This is a genomic window from Bradyrhizobium sp. SUTN9-2 (assembly GCF_003122645.1).
Taxonomy (GTDB): Bacteria; Pseudomonadota; Alphaproteobacteria; order Rhizobiales; family Xanthobacteraceae; genus Bradyrhizobium; species Bradyrhizobium yuanmingense.
In genome coordinates, this window is the sequence record NZ_LAXE01000001.1 from 6700731 (window position 1) to 6724383 (window position 23653).

Here is a 23653-nt window from a genome sequence, read left to right on the forward strand (position 1 = left end):
CGATCTCAAGGGGCAGGCGCGCTGCGTCGCCTTCGTGATCCCGACAACGGAGCCGCCCATCCAGGAGACGCTGATCGCGCATCTGCGCGAGCGGCTCGCCGGCTACAAGGTGCCGGCGCGGATCTATGTCGTGGACGCCTTCCCCGTCACCGACAGTGCCAATGGCGTGAAGATCCAGCGCGCCAGGCTTCGCGCCATGGCAATGGAGCGGATCGCCGCCGAATAGGCGCGATCAGTACGACTTGTTCAGTACGATTTGGCGAGCCCCAGCACCTTTTCCGCGATGAAGCTGAGCGCAAGCTGCGGGCTGACCGGCGCGATGCGCGGGATCAGCACCTCGCGCAAATAGCGCTCGACGTGGAATTCCTTGGCGTAGCCGAAGCCGCCATGGGTCATCACCGCCTGCTCGCAGGCCGAGAAGCCCGCTTCGCCCGCGAGATATTTCGCCGCATTGGCCGCGGCGCCGCAGGGCATGCCCTTGTCGTATTGCCAGGCCGCCGACATCACCATCAGCCAGGCCGCTTCCAATTCGACCCAGTTCACCGCGAGCGGATGCTGGATGCCTTGATTCTTGCCGATCGGACGATTGAACACGATTCGCGTCTTGGCGTATTCGGTCGCGCGCGACAGCGCGAGCTTGCCGAGACCGACCGCCTCGGCCGCGATGAGAATGCGCTCCGGATTCATGCCTTCGAGGATGTACTCGAAGCCTTTGCCCTCCTCGCCGATGCGGTCCTCCATCGGGATCTCGAAATCCTCGAAGAACAGCTCGTTGGAATCGACGATCTTGCGGCCCATCTTCTCGATCTCGTGGACTTTGATCCTGTTGCGGTCGAAATCGGTGTAGAACAGGCTGAGCCCGTGGGTGGACGAGCGCACCTCCTCCAGCGGCGTGGTGCGCGCCAGCAGCAAAATCTTGTGCGCGACCTGCGCGGTCGAGATCCACACCTTCTGACCATTGACGATGTAGCGGTCGTTCTTGGCGACCGCGCGGGTCTTGAGCTGGGTGGTGTTGAGGCCGGTGTTCGGCTCGGTGACGGCGAAGCACGCCTTCTCGCGGCCCTCGACCATCGGCGGCAGCATGCGCCTGCGCTGCTCCTCGGTGCCGAACACGACGACGGGGTTGAGCCCGAACACGTTGATGTGCACCGCCGAGGCACCGGACATGCCGGCACCCGACTCGGCAATGGTGCGCATCATGATCGCAGCTTCCGTAATGCCGAGCCCGGAGCCGCCATATTCCTCGGGCACGCAGATGCCGAGCCAGCCGGCGTCCGCCAGCGCCTTGTGGAAGTCGTGCGGGAAGCCGCCGTCGTGATCCTTCTTCAGCCAATAGGCGTCGGGAAAGCCTTCGCAGATCTTGGCGATGGCGTCGCGAATGGCTTCCTGCTGATCGGTGAGCGCGAAATCCATGGTCTTGATCTCCCTTCGCCAAGCGTTCTTTAGCTCGAAAACCTGCATGCAGATACGTGAATTTGCCCGCGAAGTGTGTCTACCATGCATGGGGTCATGCGGCGCGACGCTGCGCGTGCGCCGTTATTTCGCAGGGAGGAAACCGCGATGGCCGGACTATATTTCGAGGACTTTTCCGTGGGCCAGGAGTTCAGGCATCCGCTGACCCGGACCGTCACGGAGATGGACAACACCATGTTCAGCCTGCTGACGCTCAATCCGCAGCCGCTGCACATCGACGCGCATTTCGCCGAGAAGACCGAGTTCGGCCAGCGCATTTTCAACAGCCTATACACCCTCGGCATCATGATCGGCATGACGGTCTATGATACGACCTTAGGGACTACCGTCGCCAATCTCGGCATGACCGACGTCACCTTTCCGAAGCCGGTCTTCCATGGCGACACGTTGCGGGCCACGACAAAGGTGCTCTCGGTGCGCGAATCCAGATCGCGGCCCAAGGCCGGCATCGTCGAGTTCGAGCACCGTGCCCTGAACCAGAATGATGAGATCGTCGGCAAATGCCGCCGCATGGCGATGATGCACAAGAGGCCGGTCTGATGCGTTCGATGCTGTTCGTGCCGGGCGATTCCCCGCGCAAATTCGAGAAGGCGAGCGAAGGCAAGGCCGACGCGCTGATCATCGATCTCGAGGATTCCGTCGTCACCGAGAAGAAGGCGGAGGCGCGTGAGCTGACGCTCTCGATGCTGAAGAGCCGCCCCGGCCCGCATCAGCTCTGTGTCCGCGTCAACGCGCTCGACACCGGCATGACGCTGGCCGATCTTGCCGCGGTGATGCCGGGCAGGCCTGACGGCATCGTGCTGCCGAAATCGCAAGGCGGCGACGACGTGCGACAGGTCGCGACCTGGCTCGAGGCTTTGGAAGCGGCGTCCGGCATCGCGATCGGCGCGACCCGCATCGTCTGCGTCGCGACGGAGACCGCCGGCTCGATCTTCGGCCTCGGCAGCTACAAGGGCTGCTCCCCTCGCCTCGCCGGGCTGATGTGGGGCGCGGAAGATCTCTCCGCCTCGCTCGGCGCTACCGAGAAGGCGAGCGGCGGCGTGTTCCACAGCCCCTATCGCCTGGCGCGGGATCTCTGCCTGATGGCGGCGGCCGCGGCCGAGGTCGCGCCGATCGACACTGTTTACACCGACATCGACAATCTTGCCGGCCTCGAAGCCGAAACCCGCGCCGCGCGGCGCGACGGTTTTTCGGCCAAGGCGCTGATCCACCCCAAGCATGTCGACATCGTCAACGCGGCCTTCGCGCCGACGGAGGCCGAGCGCGTCTGGGCGGAGAAGGTGATCGCCGCGTTCGCGAGCAATCCCAATTCCGGCACGTTGCGGCTCGACGGTCAGATGATCGACAAGCCGCACCTTCGCGCGGCGATGAAGATTCTCGGCCAGTCCTAGAGCGGGACGCAAGCCGGGCCGGCTGCCGGCCTCAGTCGAACCCCTGAACGGGCGGTGCCGAGGAATGCGCCGGCGCGGCAGGCGCGGCTTGAACCGGCGGAGCCTGGACCGGCGGGGCCGGATTGCCGGCAGCTCTCATCTGGCCGTTGGCGGCCATTGCCTCGCGCGTGCGCGACGGGCTACCGGTCGCGGCGGCGCGACGCGGCGGCGGCTGCCGGTGCCTGGCCGACTGCGAGCCTCTCAGGCCCCAGGACCGGGCGATCGAAGGTCCGGCCGTGTAGCCGATCAAGGCGCCGGCGACCGCACCCACCGGCCCAAGCACGACCGCACCCGAGACCGCGCCGAGCGCCGCGTCGCCTGCGCGCTCCTGCGCGAGCGCGCCCGCGGGCACGCAGGCCAGCATTGCGACAGCAGTGATCAGTGCCTTGTTCATCGGAGCGCCTCCCTCGCGACAGATCACTCCTGCTCAAATATGGCCACACGAGGTTCGCTTGCCGGCCAACACAAGGCAATCGCGCCCGGAACCCGGGCGTCCGGACAGCTCGATTGGCCGACCATCGATCTCCAGGAGCCAGCGACAAGGACAGGCGCGCCAACATCTTGACACCGCTCACCCGCTGAATATTTTTTTGCCGAGAAGAGATCTTCTCATCCTCGCAAACCAAAGGATCTAACGCGACCGTCTGGAGAGACGACGATGCTCGATGAGAATTTGGCCCGCATTCGTGCGCACCGCAACAACATCCACCGCTACCGGCGCCTGCTGAAGACCAGGCTGTCGCAGCTCGAGCGCCAATTCATCGAGAGGCGACTTGCCGAAGAGCGATCGGCGCTCGATGGCCTGACCGCCAGCACCTTTCCCGTCGGCTTCCGCGCCGCCGAAGCGCCGGCGAACGCGTTGGGGATGGCCCAATGAACAGCCAACGCGATCTGCTGATCCGCGGCAGCGAGAAGGTCATCGGCCATTACGAGCTGCTTCTTGCCAGCGCCAAGAGCGAGCATGAGCGCGAGCTCTATCGCCAGCGCATCGAACGCGAGCGGCGGCTGATCCGGGACCTGCAAGGCGAATGGGATCACCGCGCGGCCTGAGCTGGGAGATCACGCCTCCCGGGCTATCGCACATGAGATGTGGCTATGTGCACCGACTGTCTCCACAGCGTCATGGCCGGGCTTGTCCCGGCCATCCACGCCTTTCCACGCAGCACAAAGAACGTGGATGCCCGGGCCTTCGCCGCGCCGAAGCGGCTTCGGCCGCGCAGGCGGGACAAGCCCGGGCGTGACGACCTCCGCAAAATTCAAATGCCATAGCCCTGCCATCACAGGACGAACCGCTAGCGCGGTTCGTCCTGCGCATTCGTTTCAGCGGACGAGGCGATTGGGGCCTGCGAGTGCGCTGCTCGTGCCGGCTGCGGGCGCCACTCTCACCGTGGCGGTGAACGGCGCACCGTTGCGTAGCAGCGTGAGCTTCACGTCCTCGCCGATCCGCGCCAGGCCGATCGTGTTGCGGAGCTGGGCGGCAGTGCGGATCGGGCGGTCGTCGGCGCCGGTCACGACATCGCCCTTGCGCAGGCCGGCCTTCTCTGCGGGCGAATCCGCCGCGATCTCGGCGATGACGGCGCCCTGATTCAATCCCTTGTTGACCGACGGATGCAGGTCCTTCAGCGAAATGCCGATGCGGCCGCGCTCGACCCGGCCGCTCACGATGATCTGCTCCATCACCTTGCGCGCCATGTTGACCGGAATGGCAAAGCCGATGCCGACATTGCCGCCCGCGGGCGAGATGATCGCCGAGTTGATGCCGACGAGCTCGCCGCGCAGGCTGACCAGCGCGCCGCCGGAATTGCCGGGATTGATCGCCGCGTCGGTCTGAATGAAATCCTCATAGCCCTGCTTGCCGAGGCCGGTGCGGCCCAGCGCGCTGACGAGCCCCGAGGTCACGGTCTGGCCGAGGCCGAAGGGATTGCCGATCGCGAGGACGAAATCGCCGACATCGAGCCCGTCGCTGTCGCCGAAGGCAAGCGCCTTGAGCCCGACCGGGTTCTGAACCTGGAGCACCGCGACATCCGTGGGCGGATCACGGCCGATGACCTTGGCGGAAAACTGCCGGCCGTCCTTGGTCGTGATCTGAACGGCGGATGTGCCCTCGACCACGTGATTGTTGGTCAGCACATAGCCGCGCTGGGCGTCGACGATCACCCCGGAGCCGGTCGCATTGACCTCCTTCTCGATCTGCCGGGGAACGTCGAAGAACTCGCGAAACAGCGGATCGCGATAGAGCGGATTGTCCTCGCGCACGCGGCCGTGCACGGAGATGTTGACCACGGCGGGCGTCACCTGGCGCACCAGCGGCGCCAGGGTCGGCACCGGGCCGCCGGTCTTCACATCCGGGATCTGGCCGGCGGCAGGCTGCGACGCCGTGAGCGTCAGCATCAGCAAGGCCAGGAACAGCAGACGCACAGCATTCATCATCGTCACCCTGCCGCGTTGTGTTGGGGGAGATTCGAAACCTTCGTGGTTTCAATCTTCGTCGCCTGACGCGACGATCCAGCCTTGCAGAGCCAGAAGCGGGACGGTCCAGGCTGCCGCGGCCTGGCCGAGCAGCACGAGGGCGAGGACGGTGGGCGTGAACATCATGCCGCCTGCCCTTCGGCGGCGGCCCATGGCCGCCGCAGCCGCATCGGCACGCCGCCGCCGCGCGGCGGGTCGTCATTGTCGTTGTCGCCGTCGAGCTTGCGCAAGGCGGCCAGAATGTCGGCGAGCCGGACCGCGTGGCTCATGCCGGGAATCTCGCGCAAGGCGGGATAGGATTCGACCGCGTACATGTCCGATGCCCAGGACGACAGGATGACGCGCTTCTCGGGCGACGAGAGATCCTCGGCATTCAGGACGTCGGCAGGCGAGTCGTAGTGGGCGGCGGGATGAAACAGCGGATTGAGAGTGCCGGAACTGGTATTCACGTTGGTCATCGATGGGTCTCCCACATGCTCCTTTCCAGGGGGACGGCTTGTTGACGATGAGACGGCGGCGCCACATCGCCGCCGTCTCACCTGACGTTAGTGCGTATTGATCGCGATGCGCTTGACGCCTTCGCGTGCCTTCTCCGATTTCGGCAGCGACACGGTCAGGACGCCATTCCTAAACGACGCCTCTGCCTTGTCCTCCTCGACACCCTCCAGCGGAATCTGCCGTTCGAAGGCGCCGTAATAGCACTCGGTGAAGAACCTGCCTTCGCCGTTGCGCTCCGCCTTCTTCTCGCCGCGGACGGTCAGCACGCCATTGGCGATCTCGACCTGAACGTCCTTCTCCGTCAGGCCGGGAAGCTCGGCCGAGACGGTCAGCGTCTTGTCGGTCTCGCTGAGCTCGACCTTCGGCCAGCCGAAACGGCCCTCCATCAGCGGCGACAGGCTGGTCGCCCCGAAGCCGCGGAAGACATCGTCGAACAGACGGTTCATCTCGCGGTGAAGCGTCAGGAACGGATCGAAATTGTCGCGCGCCGGCGCAAGCTCCTGTTTCCCTGACCAGGGAATGAGATCACGAAAAGCCATGGTACCCTCCTTCATGCATCGGAAAGCGCGGCCCGCGCACGCGCGCGCCGCGTTCCGCTACCTGTTCGATCGAGCGATCAGGCTGCTTTCTTCTGCTCGATCTGCGTTGCCGCAGGAGCGCCGCCCGCGATCGGAATGCGACGCGGCTTCATGGCTTCCGGAACCTCGCGGACGAGGTCGATGATCAGGAGCCCGTCCTGGAACGAGGCCTGCTTCACCTGGACATAGTCGGCGAGGTTGAACACGCGCCGGAACGGACGCGCGGCGATGCCCTGGTACAAATATTCCCGCGCAGCCGTCTCGGGCTTCTTGCCCTCGATGGTGAGCGCGTTCTGTTCGGCCGTCACGGTGATGTCGTTGGCGCCGAAGCCTGCCACGGCAAGGCTGATCCGGTAATGGTCTTCGCCGGATCGCTCGATGTTGTAGGGGGGATAATTGTCCTCGGTCGCCTGGCGGAGCGTGCTGTCGACGAGGTCGGCCAGGTGGTCGAAGCCGATGGTGGAGCGCCACAGCGGCGCAAAGTCAAAGCTGGTCCTCATAACCAAGTCCTCCTGAGAGCAAGATGGATACGAAGGAGCGCAAGGCGGGATTTCAGACGGGTCCGAAAGACCAACCCGGCGCCCGTGCCGGACCCGGTTGGCATCCGACACACCGCTCTCGCGGCGAAAAACGACTTAGAAAACCGCAAACCGGTTTCAAGAGGGGCCAACGGATTTTTTTCGACCCCATTGATGGTCCGCCGAGCCCGGACGCTCTCGGCGGCATCGGCAAGGTAAAATAGGGGTAAAATGGGCGGGTCGAGGGTAAGGCCAGGTTGCCTCCGCGCATCTGGCCCCGGGCAACGCGCATGACGAACCAGGCGGCAGCACACCGCAGACCAGGGACCCGACCGCGTCCGGCCGGTCGCACGGCCGGCGCGATTGCCCTGCTGGCCGCCGCAACCACCTTTGCGGCGCAGGCCGACGACATTGCCATCTCGCCTGCCGGGCTAAAGACGCTCGGAACGATCGATGCGCGCTTTCAATCCTACAACATCGAGATGGTGGAGGTGACCGGCGGACGGTTCTGGAAGCCTTATCCGCGAACCGCACGTGCGTTCGACGAACGGGATCGTTACAGCGCGCGGCCGCCGATCGATCTTGCCAATGCGCGACTGCGCCTGCTCGCCGCGGCGTTGTCGCCGGCCTATTTGCGCGTGAGCGGCACCTGGGCCAATGCGACGTTCTTTGCCGAGGCGCCGGGAGAGCCACCGCCGGGATTCAACACGGTGCTCAGCCGAGCGCAGTGGCGCGGCGTCGTGGAGTTCGCGCATGCGGTCGATGCGGAGATCGTCACCTCCTTTGCGATCAGTCCCGGCAGCCGCGATGACCACGGCATATGGAAGCCGGATCAGGCGCAGCAGCTGGTCGACACCACGCGCGCTCTGGGTGGACGCATCGCCGCCGCCGAATTCATGAACGAGCCGACGCTCGCAGCGACGGGCGGTGCACCGGCGGGCTATGACGCGGCCGCCTATGGCCGCGACTTCAAGGTCTTTCGCGAGTGGATGCGGCGCGCCGCACCGGAGACGCTGATCCTCGGTCCCGGCTCGGTCGGCGATGCACCATCGCCGTCTGGAGCGGGGCTCACCACGCGGGACCTGCTTGCAGCATCCGGTCCCGGCGTCGATCGGTTCTCCTATCACCATTATAACACGATCTCACCGCGCTGCGGCGGGCACGACGATCCGGCGCAGGCCCTCTCGGAGCAATGGCTGGCGCGCACGGATACGACACTCCGGACCTACCAGGCGCTGCGCAACGCATTCGAGCCGGGCAAGCCGATCTGGCTGACCGAGACGGCTGATGCCGCCTGCGGCGGCGGCTTATGGGACCGGACTTTTCTGGACACGTTCCGCTACCTCGACCAGCTCGGACGCCTGGCGAGGGCCGGCGTCCAAGTGGTGATGCACAACACGCTGGCTGCCAGCGATTACGGCCTGCTCGACGAAACAACGTTCCGGCCGCGGCCGAGCTATTGGGCCGCGCTGCTCTGGCGCCGGCTGATGGGAACGATCGTGCTCGACGCAGGCAAACCTGCTGCGCGCGATCTCCATCTTTACGCGCATTGCCACCCAGCCACGACAGGCGCGGTGTCGCTGCTCGCAATCAACACCTCGCGCGGCACATCGCGCACGCTATCGCTGCCGGATTCCGCCAAGCGGTACACGCTGCACGCAGCGCAGTTGCAGGGTACGATTGTGCAGTTGAACGGCAAGAGGCTCACGCTGACCCCTGAGGGCCAGCTGCCCCGGCTCGAGGCACGCGCAGCACCGCCGGGAGCAGTCAGGCTTGCGCCGACGACCATCACCTTCCTGGTGTTTCCGAACGCTGCAAGTCCGGCTTGCTTGTCCCGACGCTCAGGATCTTAGCGGGCCCCGCGCCGTCTCCGGCGCCAGCAGCGTCGCGACGATCGTGATGACCGACAGCGCGACGATGTAGACTGACACCGCCCAGTACGATCCGGCCCAGGCCAGCAGCGCCGCCGCGATCAGCGGCGAGAAGCCGCCGCTGAGCGCCGCCGCGACGTTGGCGCCGAGCGAGGCGCCGCTGTAGCGCACCTGGGTGCGAAACAGCTCCGGCATGAACGCGGCCTTCGGCCCGAACAGCAGCGCATGGGTGAGCGTCATCGTGACGACGAGCGCAAGCGTGATCAGCGCCGGCTCCCTGGTATCGAGGAACCAGAACAGCGGAAACGCCAACGCCACCGAGAACACGCCGCCGGCCAGATACAGCGCCTTGCGTCCGAAGATGTCGGACAGCCAGCCGGCCAGCGGCAGCGTCGCGAACTCGACGATCGCGGCATAGACCACCGCATCCAGGATCACCTGCCGGGGCAGGCCGAGCTTGGTCGTCGCGTAAACCACCGTGAACACGGTGAGGAGATAAGCGAGCCCGACCTCCGATACCGTGATGCCGATCGCGAGCAGAAAGCTGCGCCAGTCGCGGCGCAGCACTTCGAGGGCCGGCTGCGCCAGCACCTCCTTGCGCTCGACGATCTCCTTGAAGTGAGGCGTCTCGGCGAGCTTGAGCCGCACGATGAAGCCGACGCCGACCAGCAGAATGCTGATCAGGAACGGCACGCGCCAGCCCCAGCTGAGGAAGTCCGCCTCGGGCAGCTTCGTCATCAGGGCGAAGATGCCGGTGGAGGCGGCGACGCCGACGGGGAAGCCGACCTGCACCAGGCTGCCGTAGAAGCCGCGGCGATTGCCGGCGTGCTCGATCACCATCACGACCGCGCCGCTCCACTCGCCCCCGAGCCCGATGCCCTGAACGAAACGGAGGATCACGAGCAGGATCGGCGCCCAGAAGCCGATCTGATCGTAGGTCGGCAGGCAACCGATCAGGAAGGTGCCGAGCCCCATCGCGATCATGGTCGCAACCAGCATGGTCTTGCGGCCGAGCCGGTCGCCGTAATGCCCAATGATGGCGCCGCCGATCGGCCGCGCAACGAAGCCGACCGCATAGGTCGAGAATGCCGCGAGCGTGCCGACGAAGGGATCGAAGCTCGGGAAGAACAGCTTGTTGAAGACCAGCGCCGCCGCCGTGCCGTAGATCAGGAAATCGTACCACTCGATCGCGGTGCCGAGCGCACTCGCCCACACCACATGCGTCGTCGTCGATCTCTCCGCGGAAGCGGAGACCCCCGTTGCTGTCGTCATGCCCTGCCCCAAAGGATTCCAGTGGGCATCATGGCCAAACGTTGTGACGGTTGCAATCTGTGGAGGTGTTGCCTCCTCACTGGATTTGCGGCGCGCAATTTTGTGCGCAGGTGGCGCAACACCCGTCATTGCGAGGAGCCCTTGCGACGAAGCAATCCAGACCGCCTTCGCGGAAAGACTCTGGATTGCTTCGCGGAGCCTGTCATCGGGCCGCGCTTCGCGCGGACCCGGTGGCTCGCAATGACGGGTGTTGAGGCAGGAGCGCTCCTTACGCGGCATCATCCCCCATCGTGGAACCGGCCCGACAACCGTTATTCGCCATTGACAAATTCATTTGCTATTATCTAATTTACCTCCACAACGACCCTGCCGCACCAAGCGGCCAAAAAGAGAGGAAACGATAATGAGAGGGCTTCTGGCCTGCGCCGTGCTCGCGGCCATGACTTCGACTGCCATGACCACAGGTGTCAGCGCGCAAGTGTCCGACGACGCGGTGCGGATCGGCGTGCTGACGGACCTGTCGAGCTGGGGCCGCGACAATTCTGGGCCTGGCTCGGTCGAGGCCGCAAAGATGGCCGTGGAGGAATTCGGGCCGACCGTGCTCAGCAAGCCGATCGAGATCATCAGCGCCGACCACCAGATGAAGACCGACGTCGGCGTTCAGATCGTCCGCGGCTGGTTCGACAACGGCAAGGTCGATGCGGTTGTCGACATCCCCAATTCCGGCATCGCCATCGCCGTGCACAACATGGTGCGCGAGCGCGGCAAAGTCGCCCTGCTCTCCGGCCCCGGCGCGAGCTCGCTGACCGACGAGCTGTGCAGCCCGAACACCGTGCATTTCACCTACGACACCTATGCGCTCTCGAAGGTGACGGCCTCCGCCGTGATCCGGGAAGGCGGCAAGTCCTGGTACTTCATCACGGCCGATTATGCTTTCGGCCAGCAGCTCGAGAAGGACGCCACCCGCTTCATCAACGAGATGGGCGGCAAGGTGCTCGGCGGCGTCAGGCATCCGACCAACACCGCGGATTTCTCCTCCTTCGCGCTGCAGGCGCAGAGCTCGAAATCCGACGTCGTCGCCTTCGCCAATGCCGGCCAGGACACCGACAATGCCATCAAGCAATCCGGCGAGTTCGGCCTGGTCCAGGGCGGCCAGAAGCTGGTCGGCCTCTTGATGTTCGACACCGACGTGCACGCGATCGGCCTCAAAGCCGCGCAGGGCACCTATATGACCACGGCGTCCTACTGGGCCATGGACGAGGCGACCCGCGCCTGGTCGAAAAAGTTCTACGAGCGCACCAAGATGATGCCGACCATGATCCAGACCGGCGTCTATGGCGCGGTGCTGCACTATCTCAAGGCGATCAAGGCGGCCGGCACCGACGATTCCGCCAAGGTGATGGCCAGGATGCGCGAACTGCCGATCGAGGATATCTTCGTCCACGGCGGCAAGTTGCGCGAGGACGGCCGCGTCATCCGCGACATGTATCTCGCCAAGGTGAAGTCGCCCGCGCAGTCCAAGGAGCCGTGGGATTATCTGGACATCGTCAAGACCGTGAAGGGCGATGAGGCCTTCCGTCCGGTCTCCGAGTCCAAATGTCCGCTCCTGAAGAAGTGAGGTGAGCAATGACCGGCAACGAGCATGGCACCATGGAGACGTACGAGTGCGACGTGCTCGTCGCCGGATCGGGTTGCTCCGGCATGTCGGCCGCGATCACCGCGCGTCATCGCGGGCTCGACGTGCTGATCGTCGAGAAGGAGCCGCGCTTCGGCGGCACCACGGCCCGCTCCGGCGGCTGGCTCTGGATTCCCGGCACGTCGCTGGCAAAGGCATATGGCATCGAGGAAACGCCGGAGCAGGCCCGCACGTATTTGCGGCACGAGGCCGGCAACAATTACGACGCGGCACGCGTCGATGCCTTTCTGAGCGCCGGTCCTGAAGCTGTCGATTTCTTCACCACCAAGACGGCGCTGCGCTTCGACATGCCGCTGGTGTTTCCCGATTACCACGCGGAGGCGCCCGGCGGCGCCCAGGGCGGCCGCTCCATGGTGACGCGCCCGTTCGACGGCCGAGAGCTCGGCGATCTCATCGAATCGCTCGGCATGCCGCTGCCCGAGCTGACCGTGTTCGGCATGATGTTGGGAAGCGGCAAGGAGATCATCCACTTCATGCGCGTGACGAAGTCGCTGACCTCGGCGGTCTATGTCGCCAAGCGCCTGACGCGGCATCTCATGGACGTGCTGGGCCATGGCCGCGGCATGACGCTCACCAACGGCAATGCGCTCGCAGGCCGCCTCGCAAAGTCAGCGCTCGACCTGAAGATTCCGATGTGGCTGTCCTCGCCGGTGCGCGAGCTGACGGTCGAGAACGGCACCGTGACCGGCGCCATCGTCTCGCGCGAGGGACGCGAGGTGCGCGTTCGCGCCCGACAAGGCGTCGTGCTCGCCTGCGGCGGTTTTCCGCATGACGTCGAGCGGCGCAGGAAGATGTTCCCGCATGCGCCGACCGGCATTGAGCATTATTCGCCCGGGCCTACGGGCAATACCGGCGACGGCTTGCGCCTTGCAGAAGGCGCCGGCGGCCGCATCGAGGATCGCCTGCCGAACGCGGCGGCCTGGGTGCCGGTGTCGTTGACCACGCGCAAGGACGGCTCCAAGGGCGTGATGCCGCACTTCATCGACCGTGCCAAGCCCGGCGTGATCGCTGTGATGCGCGACGGCAGGCGTTTCGCCAATGAAGGCAATTCCTATCACGACTTCGTCCAGGCCATGATCAAGGCCGCCAAGCCCGGCGAGGAGATCGCCGCATTTCTCGTCTGCGATCACAAGACGCTGCGCAAATACGGCCTCGGCTGCGTGCCGCCGTTCCCGATGCCGCTGGATCATCATTTGAAGACCGGCTATCTCATGCGCGGCGATACGCTGGAAGCGCTGGCGGCGAAAGCCGGGATCGACGCCAAGGCGTTCGCCGAAACGGTCAGGCAGTTCAATGTGACGGCGCCGCTGGGACAGGACGCCGCCTTCGGCAAGGGCTCGAAGGCCTATAACCGCTACCAGGGCGATGCGCTGCACGGCCCCAACCCCTGCGTCGCACCGATCGAGAACGGACCGTTCTACGCCATCAAGATGGTGATCGGCGATCTCGGCACCTATGCCGGCATCGTCACCGACGCGAACGCACGGGCGCTCGATGCCGAAGGACGGGTGATTCCCGGTCTCTATGCCGCCGGCAACGACATGGCGAGCATCATGGGCGGCAATTATCCGGGCGCCGGCATCACGCTTGGGCCGGCGCTGACCTTCGGCTACATTGCCGGCAGACATCTTGCCGACAGCGCCGCCAAGCGCGACGCGGCGTAGAGCATGATCCGGAAAAGTGTGCAGCGGTTTTCCGAAGAGACCATGCTCAAACAACGACTCAAGCGCATCGGAGGCGCATGAAGAGAGAGAGCCGCGGCATCCAGTCGATCGAGGTCGGCGGCGAATTGCTTCGCGCGCTCGCGCGGAGCAGCGAGCCGATGATGCTGCGCGATCTCGCCCGCGAGGCCGGCATGACGCCGGCCAAGGCGCATCCTTATCTCGCCAGCTTCTCCCGCATCGGCCTGATCGAGCAGGACGAGACCACCGGCCGCTACGAGATCGGCGCACTGGCGCTGGAGCTCGGCCTGATCAGCCTGCGCCGCCTCTCGGGCGTGCGCATCGCGCGTCCCAAGATCGCGGGCCTTGCGAGCCAGATCGGCCACCCCGTCTCGCTCGCGGTCTGGGGCACGCACGGCCCCACCGTTGTGCAGCTCGAAGAGCCGGCCCAGCCGGTGCACATCGTGATGCGCGTCGGTTCGGTGATGGCGCTCTTGGAGACCGCGACGGGCCGCGCGTTTGCCGCGTTCCTGCCGGAGAAGACCATCAGCGCCGCGCTCGACAGCGGCCTCGACCGCCACGGCGTCGGCTACAACCCGAAGCGCACCGTGAAGGGGGCCAAGGTCGCCGACATGCTCGCCGAGGTGCGCAAGCACGGTCTCGCCCGCGCGCTCGGCGATCCCCTACCTGGCGTGAACGCGTTCGCCGCGCCGGTGTTCGATCATTCCGGCCACGTCGCGCTGGTCATCACCGCGATGGGCCCGGAAGGCACTTTTGATGCCCGCTGGGACAGCCCGATCGCGCACGCGCTGCGCGACTGCGCGGGGGCCATCTCCAAGCGGCTCGGTCACGGGCTGACGGTTGCGGCGGAGTGAGGGCAGACTGCCCGCCTCACGACGACTGTCATTCCCCGCGAAGGCGGGGAATCCAGTACGCCGCGGCCCATCGATTCAATCACGACCGCCTCGGAATACTGGATCGCCCGGTCAAGCCGGGCGATGACAGCGAGAGTGGGGCGACAACGGCCCTACTTCTCCTTCACCGGCACCGTGTAATTCAGGACCAGTCGGCCGCCGTCCGGATAGATCGTCTGCCCGGTGATATAGGACGCATCGTCGCTGGCAAGGAAGGCCACGACGGAGGCCACCTCGCTCGGCTCGCCGCCGCGGCCCGCCGGCGTGCGCGACAGCACGGTCTTGCGCGCATCCTCGGACGTGTAGATCGCGGAAGCCACCATGTCGGTCAGGATCGTGCCCGGCCCGACCGCGACGACACGAATGTTGTGCGGGGCCAGCGCGACGGCGGCGACCGATGTCAGCTGCTTCATGCCGCCCTTTGACATGGCGTAGGTCGCCAGCGCCGGGATCGCCAGTAGCGCGTTCACCGAGGACATGTTGATGATGACCCCGCCGCCGCCTTGCGCGATCATTTGCCTCGCCGCCGCCTGCACGCCGAAGAACGCGCCCTTCAAATTGATGCCGATGATCTCGTCGAATTCCTGCTCGGTGATATCGAGGATATCCCGGTTGCGGGCGACCCCGGCATTGTTGACCATGATGTCGAGCCGGCCGAACTCCTTCACCGCGGTCGCGACCAGCTGATCGACATCGGCACGCCTGGCGACGTTGCCCACGACGGTACGCAACGCATCCGGCCGCCCGAGCTCGGCGGCCGTGGCGGCGAGGCCCTCGGCATCGACGTCGGAGATGACGACCTTGACGCCGTCGTCCAAAAACCTCTTCGCGCAGGCCTTACCGATGCCGCGCGCCGCGCCGGTGATGGCGGCGACCTTGCCGGATAGTTTCATGGGTTCACTCCTGCAACTTGTGACGATCTCACGGACGCATTCACGCAAAGACGCGCGGGCGCAGCCCGGCATGAAACCAGGTGATCATGGAATAGATGTCGTAGACGGGCAATCCGACCTCAGCCTGAAGCGCGGCGGCATAAGGCGGCATGTTGGTGCATTCGAGGACGATGGCGCCGACATCCGGATGCTTGGCAACGAGCTCCTTGCCGGCCTCGACCACGTCGCGCTCGGCTTGTGCGATGTCCATGTCGTCCTTCTCGGCCTTGATCAGGACACGGAAGAACTCCTTGCCATTCTCGGTCCCGACCAGCGGCGTGTCGAGCGGAACGCCGGCACCCTCGAGATGGGCCGGCGTCAAGGTCGAGCCCGACACCGTGACCAGGCCGACGCGCTTGCCCGGCGGCAAGGTCGCCTGCACCCACGGCACCTGCATCAGCGAGGAGGTCGCGACGGGAACGCCGACGGCCGCCGCGATCTCCTTCTGGAACAGCGAGAGGAAGCCGCAATTGGTGGTGATGGCCTCCGCCCCTAGCCGCACCAGATCCTTGGCCGCATCGATGAAGTCGGGCAAGAGGCCGGCCGCGCCCTTCAGCACCACCTTTTCCGGCGAGGCGCCGCTCACCACGCGATAGAGCACCGGGAATGGCCAGGTCGTGCCGTTGCCCATGTCGCCGGGAATGCGGGGAAAGTGCGCCTCCAGCATCAGGATGCCGAGCGGCGCGCCGTAGATGGCCTTGCCGCCACGGGCGATGCGGGAGGACGAGCTGGCTGAGGTGGTCATGGTGCGCTCTCAGAGGAAACGATCGGGCGCGAACGGCGCGAGTGGAATCTCCGGCGCCTTGCCGCTCACGAGCTGGGCGACCAGACGGCCGGTGCGGGCCGAGCCGACCAGGCCGACATGGCCGTGGCCGAAAGCATAGACGATGTCGCGCGAGGCGCGCGCATAGCCGATGCAGGGACGTCCGTCCGGCATGCTCGGCCGATGGCCGAACCAGGTCTTGACGCGCGAGGCCGGAATGTCCTTCGGCAGTTTCGGGAACATGCTGACGAGGTGGTTGCGCAGGATCTCGGCGCGCTTCCAGTTCGGCGCGGCCTCGAGGCCGGCGATCTCGACCGTGCCGGCGGCGCGCAGGCCCTTGTTGGTCCAGTTCACCACCAGCTTGGCGTCGGAGGCCATGATCGAGCTGCGCGGGCCGACTTCCGGATTCTCGATCACGACATGATAGCCGCGCTCGGTCTCGAGCGGGAGGGGATCGCCGACCGACGCGGTGAGCTGTTTCGAGCGGGCACCGGCCGCGACCACCGCGGCATCACAGGCGATCTCGCCGGTCTCGGTGACAACAGCGACGAGCTTGCCGCCCTTGAGCTTCAGCCCGGTCGCCTTGGCGCGTACGTGCTTCGCGCCGCTGGCAATCGCATGATTGGCAAGGGCTGCAACATAAGCGCCGGGATCGCGGCAGCGCCCGGCCTCCTCCACCACGACGCCAAAGGTGTAGCGCGGATCCAGATCCGGCTCACGCTGGCGCATTTCGTCGGCATTGAGCTCCAGCCATTCGACGCCAACCTTCCTGCGCAGGCGCCAGCCGAGATCATTGTCGAAATTGCCGCGCGATGTGAACACGTGCATCACGCCGTTGCGCTCGATCAGCTCGGGGACGCCGGCTTCTTCCGCGAGCTTCCTGTGCAGCAGCGGCGCGTCCTTCAGGAGATCGCGCAGCGCGAACGCCGTGGTCTCGACCCGCGCCGCGGTCCAGCCCGAGAGCAGATACTTGATCAGCCAGGGCAGCGCCTTCGGCAGGTAAGACCAGCGGATCGCGAGCGGGCCGAGCGGGTCCAGGAGATAGCCCGGCACCTTCTTCCAGACGCCGGGCTCGGCCGGCGGGATCACCGAATGCGACGACAGCCAGCCGGCATTGCCGTAGCTCGCCGCCTGCTCGCCGCCGGGCTCGCCCGGATCGATCAGCGTCACGCGATGTCCCTCGCGCAGCGCCTCGATAGCGCTGATCACGCCGATCGCGCCGGCTCCGATGATGGCGACGTGGCGGCCGTCAGGCATCGCTCTAGGCTTTCACCGCCGGCGTGAAATCCTTGCCGACCGAGATCGCCCTGGGATCGATGATGCAATGGAGGATCGACGGCTTGCCCGAGGCGAGCGCGCGCTCGAACGCCGGTGCGAACTCTTCGGTGCGCTCGACGCGCTCGCCATGCCCGCCGAACGCCTTCGCATACATCGCGAAATCCGGGTTCTTCAGCTGCGTCCCGACGACGCGGCCGGGATAGTCGCGCTCCTGGTGCATGCGGATGGTGCCGTATTGCGCATTGTCGATGATGATGACGATCAGTGGCGCGTCGTACTGCACGGCGGTGGCGAACTCCTGGCCGTTCATCAGGAAGCAGCCGTCGCCCGCAAACGCGACCACGACACGATCCGGGTATTGCCGCTTGGCCAGCACACCCGCCGGCACGCCATAGCCCATCGAGCCCGAGGTCGGCGCGAGCTGGGCGGCAAAGCTGTGGAAGCGGTGATGGCGATGGATCCAGCCGGCGTAGTTGCCGGCGCCGTTGCAGACGATCGCGTCCTTCGGCAGGCGGTCGCGCAGCCAGGTCATCATCTCGCCGTACTGGAACCTGCCCGGCAGCTCGCGCGCCTTCTCGGTCCAGGCCAGATAATCCGCATGCGCCTTGGCGGCCTCGCCCTTCCACGCCACCGCACCTGACGGCTTCAGCGTCTCGACCGCGGCGGCGAAGGCGGCAGGCGTCGCCTGGATCGCCAGATCAGGCTGATAGATGCGGCCGAGCTCTTCGGAGCCCGGATGGACATGGATCAGCTTCTGCTTCGGATTGGGAATGTCGAGCAGCGTATAGGACGAAGACGGCATCTCCGACATGCGACCGCCGATGAGCAGGAGGACGTCCGCATTGTCGATGCGCGCCTTCAGGCCAGGGCTCGGCCCGATGCCGAGGTCGCCGGCATAATGCGAATGGTCGGCGTCGATCAGCGAAGCCCGGCGGAACGAGGTCGCGACCGGCAGGTCGAACCGCTCGGCGAACCGCGCGATGCTCTTGGTCGCCTCGTCGGTCCAGCGCGAGCCGCCGAGAATGACGAGTGGCGCCTTCGCGCCGGCCAGCATGGCGCCAAGCTTCTCGATATCGGCCGGCGCCGGCCAACTCACGGCGGGTTCGATGCGCATGGCATCGGCAACGGCCGCGGTCTCGGTCAGCATGTTCTCCGGCAGCGCGATCACCACGGGACCGGGGCGGCCCTGCATGGCGACGCGGAAGGCACGCGCGACCAGCTCCGGAATGCGGTCGGGGCGATCGATCTCGACCGCCCATTTCGCCATCGAGCCGAACACCGCCTTGTAGTCGAGCTCCTGGAACGCCTCGCGCTCGCGCATGCCGGTGTCGACCTGGCCGACGAACAGGATCATCGGGGTCGAATCCTGCATCGCGATGTGGACGCCGTGGCTGGCATTGGTGGCACCGGGGCCGCGGGTGACGAAGCAGACGCCCGGCCGCCCCGTGAGCTTGCCATAGGCCTCCGCCATCATCGCCGCACCGCCTTCGGCGCGGCAGATCACGACGTCGATCGGGCTGTCATGCAACGCATCGAGCGCCGCCAGATAGCTCTCGCCCGGCACGCAGGTGACGCGCTCGACGCCCTGGGCGACGAGCTGATCGATGAGGATCTGGCCCCCGGTGCGGGTGTTGCGAATGGTCATGTCGGCTCCCTCAAGACTTCGGCGATACGCACGTGTTCGGGAACTGGCCTAAGACAGGCCGAGAGCGTGCGCAAGGTCGAAAGGCTTCTCGCAGCCTGCGCAGGCGTCATGCCCGTCCCTGCCGTTTGCACTACAGGCCCTGCCGCGGCCATGATGGCGAGCTTCGGCATCTTCGTCTACGATCCCTCTGAATCACTGTTCGGGAGCACCGGAATGCAAACCATTGGCCTGATCGGAGGCATGAGCTGGGAGAGCACCGCGCTTTACTACAAGCTCATCAACGAGCGGGTCCGCGACCGCATCGGCAAGCTGCATTCGGCCCCGCTTCTGATGTATTCCTACGATTTCGAGGAGATCAAGCAGATGCAATATGCTGGCCGCTGGCAGGAGGCGGCGGCGAGCCTGGCGGAGGTCGCGCGGCTGCTCGAAAGTGCCGGCGCGCGGGCCATCGTGCTGTGCACCAACACGATGCATAAATTGGCGCCGGAGATCATCTCCAGCGTCAACGTTCCGTTCATCCACATCGGCGATGCGACGGCCGAGCGGATTCGCGCCAAAGGATATCGGCGGGTCGGCTTGCTCGGCACCAAGTTCACGATGGAGGAAGACTTCTACATCGACCGATTGCGCGCGCACGACCTCGACGCCATGGTCCCTCCCGCGGACGAGCGCGTCGAGGTGAACCGCATCATCTACGACGAGCTGTGCCTCGGGAACGTCGCCGCGCCCTCGCGCCGCCGCTACCAGGAGGTGATGGCGGCGCTCGTCGCCGGCGGCGCCGAGTGCATCATCCTCGGCTGCACCGAGATCACCATGCTGGTCGGCCCTGATGACACGTCGGTCGAGACATTCGACACCACCGCCATTCACGCAGAGACGGCCGCCGATTTCGCGATCGGGTGAATTGATCTCCTCAGTCCAGCCCGTGCCGCGAGGTCCCTGGGGACGTGGACTACCCTGACCCGCTCCGCTTCTGTCGCGCGCTCGCCAGCAGCACCAGCATGAATGAGGCCGCCGTCATCAAGGTCGAGATCGCGGCGATGGTCGGATCGATCTCGTCGCGCAGCGCGGTGAACATGCGCTTGGTCAACGGCTGATACTGGCCGCCGGAAATGAACAGCGCGACGATGGTCTCGTCCATCGCCGAGATGAAGGCGAAGATTCCGCCCGCAACCACGCTGGACTTGATCTGCGGCAGCGTCACCGCGAAGAAGCTGCGCAGGCGGTTCATGCCGAGGCTGCGCGCCACCATCTCCTGCGCCGGATCGAAACTCTGCAGGCCCGCGAGCACCGAGATGACGACATAGGGCAGGCCCAGCATCACGTTCGCCAGCACGAGGCCGGGCATGGTCGCGACCAGACCGACTTTGGCATAGACGAAGAAGATGCCGACGGCGGTGATGATGATCGGCACCACCAGCGGCAACAGCAGCGCCAAGTGGATCAGCCTCATGATGCGCAGCTTCGACTGGCTGATGGCATAGGCGGCGGCCACCCCGAACGGGGTCGCGATCACGACGGTGAGGAGGGCGACCGTCAGCGTCACCCGCGTCGCCTGCATCCAGGCCGGATTTGAGAAATATTGCTGGTACCAGCGCAGCGAAAAGGAGGGCGGCGGAAAGGTGAGAAAGCGCGCGCTGGAGAACGAGATCGGCGCGATAATCAGAACGGGGAGGATCAGATAGACCAGCACCAGCGCGCTGACCACGTAGAGGGCGATCCGTGCGGGCGAGGCGCGCATCATTTCTGCCCCAACACGCGGTCGAGCGAGATGAAGCGGCTTACAATGAAGAAGATCACGAGCACACTGATGAGCAGCACGACGGCGACCGCGCTGGCCGCGCCAAACTGGTTGTAGAGCTCGACATTGCGGCTCACCAGCATCGACACCATCACGGTGCGGCCGCCGCCGAGCAGCTCCGGCGTGATGTAGAAGCCGAGGCAGAGCACGAACACCATGGTGCAGCCGGCGAGCACACCCGGCAGCGACAGCGGCAGGAACACGCGCATGAAGGTGAGCGACGGGCTCGCGCCCAGGCTGGCGCCGGCCTGCATGAGATCGTTCGGAATCTTCTGCATGGTGGCGTAGAGCGGCAACACCATGAAGGGCAGCAGGATGTGCACGGTCGCAACCACCGTGCCAAAGGTGTTGTGGACCAGCGCGAGCGGCTCGGAGATGACATCGAGGTAGCGCAGGAGCTGGTTGATCACGCCGGTGCGCTGCAACAGCGCCAGCCAGGCATAGGCGCGGACCAGCACGCTGGTCCAGAACGGCAGCACGACCAGCGAGAGGATGAGGATGCTCCACCCTTTCGGCACCGAATTGGCAAGGTAGGCCACGGGATAGCCAAGCAGCAGCGCGATGGCCGTGACCGCGAGGCTGATCTCGAAGGTCAGCGCAAAGCTGCGCCAGTAGACGTCTTCGGTGAAGACGCGGCGATAATTCTCCAGCGTGAAGCCGTCATGGTAGATCGACTGCCAGGCCAGCCAGCCGACCGGCAGCACGATCAGAGCCAGGATCACCAGCAGCGCCGGCGAGACCAGTGCCAGCATCAGGCCGTGCTCACGGCGCTGATGTTTTTGGGAGGGATCTGGCACTGAAGTCGTCAACGCTGCCTCACTCACTTCTGCATGAAGGACGCCCAGCGCTTCTCGGCGGCTTCGCCGGCCGGCGAGGACCACCAGGCGTAGGACATCAGCGCCTGCTTCGCCGCATTGGCCGGCTCGCTCGGCAATTGCGCGGCGCGCTCGGGCTTGATCACGCTGGTCTCGAACGCCTTCGGGTTGCCCGGACCATAGTCGATGTGCAGTGGCAGATTGGCCTGGTGCACTGGATCGACGGCCTCGTTGAGGAATTTTATCGCGGTGGCGAGATTCGGCGCGCCCTTGAGGATGCAAAGTGACGTGCTCTGCAGGATGCCCTGGTTGTAGGTAAAGGCGACCTTCGCGCCTTCCTTGGCGACGGCACTGACGCGGCCATTCCAGGCCATCTCCATGTCGACCTCGCCGTCATTGAGCAACTGCGCCGACTGTGCGCCCGAGGTCCACCACACCGTGATGTGCGGCTTGATCTCCTCCAGCTTCTTGAAGGCGCGGTCGACGTCGAGCGGATAAAGCTTGTCCGGTGCGACGCCGTCGGCCATCAGCGCCGCCTCTAACGTTGCAAACGGATGGTTGCGCAGCGCGCGGCGGCCGGGGAATTTCTTCACGTCCCAGAAATCGGCCCAGCTGTTCGGCGCGTCCTTCGGGAATTTCTTCTGGCTGTAGGCAAGTACGCTCGAATAGAACTCGTAGGACACTGAATAGGGGCTGCGATAGGCCTCCGGCATCGCCGCGCCGTTTGGAATCTTCGAGAAGTCGAGCTTCTCCATCAGCCCCTGTTCGCCGCCGCGCAGGCAGTTACCGGTCGGGGTGTCGACGACGTCCCAGATCGGCTTGCCGCTGCCGACCTGCGTCTTGATCGCGGGCCAGGCATCGGGAATGGAGTCCTGGTTGATGGTGATGCCGAGCTTCTTGGCGGAGGGATCGAGGATCGCCACCGTCTGCGCCTGCTGATAGGCGCCGCCCTGCGAGACGAAGGTGATCTGCTCGGCGGCATCAGCCGCGCTGGTCAGTCCGATTGCGCCCAGCAGCGCGCAGCTCAATCCAAATTTCTGCTTCATCGTCATCCTCACCTCCTCCAAATGATCTCACCGACCGATCGCATCGAGAAACTGGTACCAGCCGGCGACCATGCGCACGGCGGGCTCCCGCAGCGGATAGAACGGAATCGCCTTCATGCGCCGGGCGTCGAGCAGGCCGACGTCGGGCGTCTCGCCGCGCACGAAGGCAGCGAGATAGCGGCCCATCAGGCTCGACATCGCAACGCCTGCGCCGTTGTAGCCGACCGAGAAGAGCGTGCGGTCATCGAGCCGGCCGATATGCGGGACCGAGTCCAGCGTCATCGCGACCAGGCCCGACCATTTGTATGCGAGCGGGACATCGGCGAGATCGGGGAAGATGCCGACCATCGCCTTGCGCAAGGCATCGAATGCGGCCTGCGAATCCTGCTTGCCGAAGGCGCCGCGGCCGCCGAAGATGACGCGGTTGTCGACCATGCGGAACCAGCGCATCATACGCTTGGTCTCGGTGTAGGTGCGCCCCGTCGGCATCAGTTTTCCCGCGAGATTGCCGGGAAGCCGCTCGGTTGCGACCATGGCGCTGCGGAACGGGATCAGCGTGCGCTGCAGATGCGCGGTGGCACCGGTCAGATCCGAATAGCTGTTGGTGGTAATGATCGCCTGCCTGGCGCGCACCGCGCCTTGCGGTGTCTCGGCAACGATGCCGTCCTTCTCGCGCCGGAGCTTGACGACCGGCGACTCCTGGAAAATCGGAACGCCGCGGCTTGCAACGCCATTTGCGAGGCCGCGCAGATAGTTCAGCGGATGGATCCCGCCCGAGCCGGGATTGAGCACACCGCCGACAAAGATCTCGGAGCCGGTCTCCTCACGCACCTGTCCCTTGTCGAGAATGCGGACCGCGGCGGAGCCCATCTCGCGCGTCATCCAGTTGGCTTCGTCGATCGCGGCCTTGAGCGTCGTCTCATTGTGCGCGGCCTTGACCTGGCCGGTGCGCACAAGGTTCGCGCTGGTGATGCCGAATTCGGAGACGAGCTC

Annotated in this window: 25 protein-coding genes; 10 read left to right on the forward strand and 15 right to left on the reverse strand. The window is 65.6% G+C overall.

All coding sequences use genetic code 11. From position 1 onward, the window contains the following. The coding region (locus XF30_RS39600; RefSeq protein ID WP_502696146.1) for an AMP-binding enzyme at positions 1-226 on the forward strand (226 nt) is incomplete at its 5' end. A gap of 20 nt (positions 227-246) precedes the next feature. On the opposite strand, the gene XF30_RS31015 is transcribed toward XF30_RS39600, so the two are convergent. Next, positions 247-1413 (reverse strand): acyl-CoA dehydrogenase family protein, encoded by a 1167-nt coding sequence (locus XF30_RS31015; protein WP_109145918.1) that lies wholly within the window; start codon positions 1411-1413, stop codon positions 247-249. 96 nt (positions 1414-1509) lie between these two features. Between XF30_RS31015 and XF30_RS31020 the strand changes: the two genes are divergently transcribed. Next, complete coding sequence (locus XF30_RS31020) at positions 1510-2013, forward strand: MaoC family dehydratase (RefSeq protein ID WP_349644172.1); 504 nt, start codon at positions 1510-1512, stop codon at positions 2011-2013. Beyond that, positions 2013-2864 (forward strand): HpcH/HpaI aldolase/citrate lyase family protein, encoded by an 852-nt coding sequence (locus XF30_RS31025; protein ID WP_192893298.1) that lies wholly within the window; start codon positions 2013-2015, stop codon positions 2862-2864. Before XF30_RS31020 ends, XF30_RS31025 begins: the two co-directional genes overlap by 1 nt. Positions 2865-2895: 31 nt before the next feature. On the opposite strand, the gene XF30_RS31030 is transcribed toward XF30_RS31025, so the two are convergent. Continuing rightward, complete coding sequence (locus XF30_RS31030) at positions 2896-3297, reverse strand: hypothetical protein (protein WP_192893299.1); 402 nt, start codon at positions 3295-3297, stop codon at positions 2896-2898. A 264-nt stretch (positions 3298-3561) separates the two neighbouring features. On the opposite strand from XF30_RS31030, the gene XF30_RS31035 reads away from it, so the two are divergent. Further along, positions 3562-3780, forward strand: coding sequence for a hypothetical protein (locus tag XF30_RS31035; protein ID WP_036007194.1), 219 nt, complete (start codon positions 3562-3564; stop codon positions 3778-3780). Next, positions 3777-3953, forward strand: coding sequence for a hypothetical protein (locus XF30_RS38700; protein WP_172786903.1), 177 nt, complete (start codon positions 3777-3779; stop codon positions 3951-3953). The genes XF30_RS31035 and XF30_RS38700 overlap by 4 nt, the downstream gene beginning before the upstream one ends. Before the next feature lie 270 nt (positions 3954-4223). Here the strand turns inward: XF30_RS38700 and XF30_RS31045 are convergent, their stop codons facing one another. From XF30_RS31045 to XF30_RS31060, 4 genes are all read right to left on the reverse strand, one after another. Further along, positions 4224-5333: a trypsin-like peptidase domain-containing protein gene (locus tag XF30_RS31045; RefSeq protein ID WP_425248837.1), complete on the reverse strand. Its 1110-nt coding sequence runs from the start codon at positions 5331-5333 to the stop codon at positions 4224-4226. Between the two features lie 161 nt (positions 5334-5494). Then, positions 5495-5830, reverse strand: coding sequence for a hypothetical protein (locus XF30_RS31050; protein WP_109144781.1), 336 nt, complete (start codon positions 5828-5830; stop codon positions 5495-5497). An 87-nt stretch (positions 5831-5917) separates the two neighbouring features. After that, positions 5918-6409 carry an Hsp20/alpha crystallin family protein gene (locus XF30_RS31055; protein ID WP_146207756.1) on the reverse strand — a complete coding sequence of 164 codons (492 nt, stop codon included), beginning with the start codon at positions 6407-6409 and terminating at the stop codon, positions 5918-5920. Between the two features lie 77 nt (positions 6410-6486). Continuing rightward, on the reverse strand, positions 6487-6948 hold the full coding sequence (locus XF30_RS31060) for an Hsp20 family protein (RefSeq protein WP_036007176.1): 462 nt from the start codon (positions 6946-6948) through the stop codon (positions 6487-6489). Between the two features lie 308 nt (positions 6949-7256). On the opposite strand from XF30_RS31060, the gene XF30_RS31065 reads away from it, so the two are divergent. Beyond that, complete coding sequence (locus XF30_RS31065; protein WP_109144783.1) at positions 7257-8819, forward strand: glycosyl hydrolase family 79 N-terminal domain-containing protein; 1563 nt, start codon at positions 7257-7259, stop codon at positions 8817-8819. On the opposite strand, the gene XF30_RS31070 is transcribed toward XF30_RS31065, so the two are convergent. Next, positions 8808-10109 carry an MFS transporter gene (locus XF30_RS31070; protein WP_109144784.1) on the reverse strand — a complete coding sequence of 434 codons (1302 nt, stop codon included), beginning with the start codon at positions 10107-10109 and terminating at the stop codon, positions 8808-8810. The two genes, XF30_RS31065 and XF30_RS31070, sit on opposite strands and share 12 nt — an antisense overlap. A gap of 403 nt (positions 10110-10512) precedes the next feature. Here XF30_RS31070 and XF30_RS31080 point away from each other — a divergent pair, with 403 nt between their 5' ends. From XF30_RS31080 to XF30_RS31090, 3 genes are all read left to right on the forward strand, one after another. Next, the gene (locus tag XF30_RS31080) at positions 10513-11727 is read left to right on the forward strand and encodes an ABC transporter substrate-binding protein (RefSeq protein ID WP_109144786.1); all 1215 of its coding nucleotides are present in this window, start codon (positions 10513-10515) and stop codon (positions 11725-11727) included. Between the two features lie 8 nt (positions 11728-11735). Further along, complete coding sequence (locus XF30_RS31085) at positions 11736-13469, forward strand: FAD-dependent oxidoreductase (RefSeq protein ID WP_109144787.1); 1734 nt, start codon at positions 11736-11738, stop codon at positions 13467-13469. Positions 13470-13546: 77 nt separating this feature from the next. Further along, on the forward strand, positions 13547-14341 hold the full coding sequence (locus XF30_RS31090; RefSeq protein ID WP_109144788.1) for an IclR family transcriptional regulator: 795 nt from the start codon (positions 13547-13549) through the stop codon (positions 14339-14341). A gap of 152 nt (positions 14342-14493) precedes the next feature. Here XF30_RS31090 and XF30_RS31095 read toward each other — a convergent pair whose 3' ends face one another. Genes XF30_RS31095 through XF30_RS31110 form a run of 4 tightly spaced genes read right to left on the reverse strand, consistent with a single transcriptional unit; the run spans position 14494 to position 18998 of the window. Next, entirely contained in the window at positions 14494-15273 is a 780-nt protein-coding gene (locus XF30_RS31095; RefSeq protein WP_036007160.1) for an SDR family NAD(P)-dependent oxidoreductase, read from the reverse strand. A 40-nt stretch (positions 15274-15313) separates the two neighbouring features. Continuing rightward, on the reverse strand, positions 15314-16057 hold the full coding sequence (locus tag XF30_RS31100) for an aspartate/glutamate racemase family protein (RefSeq protein ID WP_109144789.1): 744 nt from the start codon (positions 16055-16057) through the stop codon (positions 15314-15316). Positions 16058-16066: 9 nt separating this feature from the next. Beyond that, positions 16067-17332 (reverse strand): NAD(P)/FAD-dependent oxidoreductase, encoded by a 1266-nt coding sequence (locus tag XF30_RS31105; protein WP_109144790.1) that lies wholly within the window; start codon positions 17330-17332, stop codon positions 16067-16069. A gap of 4 nt (positions 17333-17336) precedes the next feature. Continuing rightward, on the reverse strand, positions 17337-18998 hold the full coding sequence (locus XF30_RS31110) for a thiamine pyrophosphate-binding protein (RefSeq protein WP_109144791.1): 1662 nt from the start codon (positions 18996-18998) through the stop codon (positions 17337-17339). Between the two features lie 213 nt (positions 18999-19211). On the opposite strand from XF30_RS31110, the gene XF30_RS31115 reads away from it, so the two are divergent. After that, positions 19212-19901, forward strand: coding sequence for an aspartate/glutamate racemase family protein (locus XF30_RS31115; RefSeq protein WP_109145921.1), 690 nt, complete (start codon positions 19212-19214; stop codon positions 19899-19901). Positions 19902-19950: 49 nt separating this feature from the next. Here XF30_RS31115 and XF30_RS31120 read toward each other — a convergent pair whose 3' ends face one another. From XF30_RS31120 to XF30_RS31135, 4 genes are all read right to left on the reverse strand, one after another. Then, a complete protein-coding gene (locus XF30_RS31120) occupies positions 19951-20742 on the reverse strand; it encodes an ABC transporter permease (protein ID WP_109144792.1) in 792 nt (263 codons plus the stop codon). After that, positions 20739-21551 carry an ABC transporter permease gene (locus XF30_RS31125; RefSeq protein ID WP_192893300.1) on the reverse strand — a complete coding sequence of 271 codons (813 nt, stop codon included), beginning with the start codon at positions 21549-21551 and terminating at the stop codon, positions 20739-20741. Before XF30_RS31125 ends, XF30_RS31120 begins: the two co-directional genes overlap by 4 nt. Positions 21552-21619: 68 nt before the next feature. Beyond that, positions 21620-22666, reverse strand: coding sequence for an ABC transporter substrate-binding protein (locus tag XF30_RS31130; RefSeq protein ID WP_192893301.1), 1047 nt, complete (start codon positions 22664-22666; stop codon positions 21620-21622). A 21-nt stretch (positions 22667-22687) separates the two neighbouring features. Further along, positions 22688-23653 (reverse strand): NAD(P)/FAD-dependent oxidoreductase (locus XF30_RS31135; protein WP_109144794.1); only part of this gene is annotated, 966 nt, incomplete at its 5' end.

Coding starts and splice junctions, on each gene's coding strand:
- XF30_RS31060 (WP_036007176.1), bottom strand. CDS start 6,948: ATGAGGACCAGCTTTGACTTTGCGCCGCTGTGGCGCTCCACCATCGGC.
- XF30_RS31120 (WP_109144792.1), bottom strand. CDS start 20,742: ATGATGCGCGCCTCGCCCGCACGGATCGCCCTCTACGTGGTCAGCGCG.
- XF30_RS31090 (WP_109144788.1), top strand. CDS start 13,547: ATGAAGAGAGAGAGCCGCGGCATCCAGTCGATCGAGGTCGGCGGCGAA.
- XF30_RS31080 (WP_109144786.1), top strand. CDS start 10,513: ATGAGAGGGCTTCTGGCCTGCGCCGTGCTCGCGGCCATGACTTCGACT.
- XF30_RS31020 (WP_349644172.1), top strand. CDS start 1,510: ATGCGGCGCGACGCTGCGCGTGCGCCGTTATTTCGCAGGGAGGAAACC.
- XF30_RS31100 (WP_109144789.1), bottom strand. CDS start 16,057: ATGACCACCTCAGCCAGCTCGTCCTCCCGCATCGCCCGTGGCGGCAAG.
- XF30_RS31115 (WP_109145921.1), top strand. CDS start 19,212: ATGCAAACCATTGGCCTGATCGGAGGCATGAGCTGGGAGAGCACCGCG.
- XF30_RS31125 (WP_192893300.1), bottom strand. CDS start 21,551: ATGCTGGCACTGGTCTCGCCGGCGCTGCTGGTGATCCTGGCTCTGATC.
- XF30_RS31105 (WP_109144790.1), bottom strand. CDS start 17,332: ATGCCTGACGGCCGCCACGTCGCCATCATCGGAGCCGGCGCGATCGGC.
- XF30_RS31050 (WP_109144781.1), bottom strand. CDS start 5,830: ATGACCAACGTGAATACCAGTTCCGGCACTCTCAATCCGCTGTTTCAT.
- XF30_RS31095 (WP_036007160.1), bottom strand. CDS start 15,273: ATGAAACTATCCGGCAAGGTCGCCGCCATCACCGGCGCGGCGCGCGGC.
- XF30_RS31015 (WP_109145918.1), bottom strand. CDS start 1,413: ATGGATTTCGCGCTCACCGATCAGCAGGAAGCCATTCGCGACGCCATC.
- XF30_RS31035 (WP_036007194.1), top strand. CDS start 3,562: ATGCTCGATGAGAATTTGGCCCGCATTCGTGCGCACCGCAACAACATC.
- XF30_RS31045 (WP_425248837.1), bottom strand. CDS start 5,333: ATGATGAATGCTGTGCGTCTGCTGTTCCTGGCCTTGCTGATGCTGACG.
- XF30_RS31130 (WP_192893301.1), bottom strand. CDS start 22,666: ATGACGATGAAGCAGAAATTTGGATTGAGCTGCGCGCTGCTGGGCGCA.
- XF30_RS31030 (WP_192893299.1), bottom strand. CDS start 3,297: ATGAACAAGGCACTGATCACTGCTGTCGCAATGCTGGCCTGCGTGCCC.
- XF30_RS31055 (WP_146207756.1), bottom strand. CDS start 6,409: ATGGCTTTTCGTGATCTCATTCCCTGGTCAGGGAAACAGGAGCTTGCG.
- XF30_RS31025 (WP_192893298.1), top strand. CDS start 2,013: ATGCGTTCGATGCTGTTCGTGCCGGGCGATTCCCCGCGCAAATTCGAG.
- XF30_RS31065 (WP_109144783.1), top strand. CDS start 7,257: ATGACGAACCAGGCGGCAGCACACCGCAGACCAGGGACCCGACCGCGT.
- XF30_RS38700 (WP_172786903.1), top strand. CDS start 3,777: ATGAACAGCCAACGCGATCTGCTGATCCGCGGCAGCGAGAAGGTCATC.
- XF30_RS31085 (WP_109144787.1), top strand. CDS start 11,736: ATGACCGGCAACGAGCATGGCACCATGGAGACGTACGAGTGCGACGTG.
- XF30_RS31110 (WP_109144791.1), bottom strand. CDS start 18,998: ATGACCATTCGCAACACCCGCACCGGGGGCCAGATCCTCATCGATCAG.
- XF30_RS31070 (WP_109144784.1), bottom strand. CDS start 10,109: ATGACGACAGCAACGGGGGTCTCCGCTTCCGCGGAGAGATCGACGACG.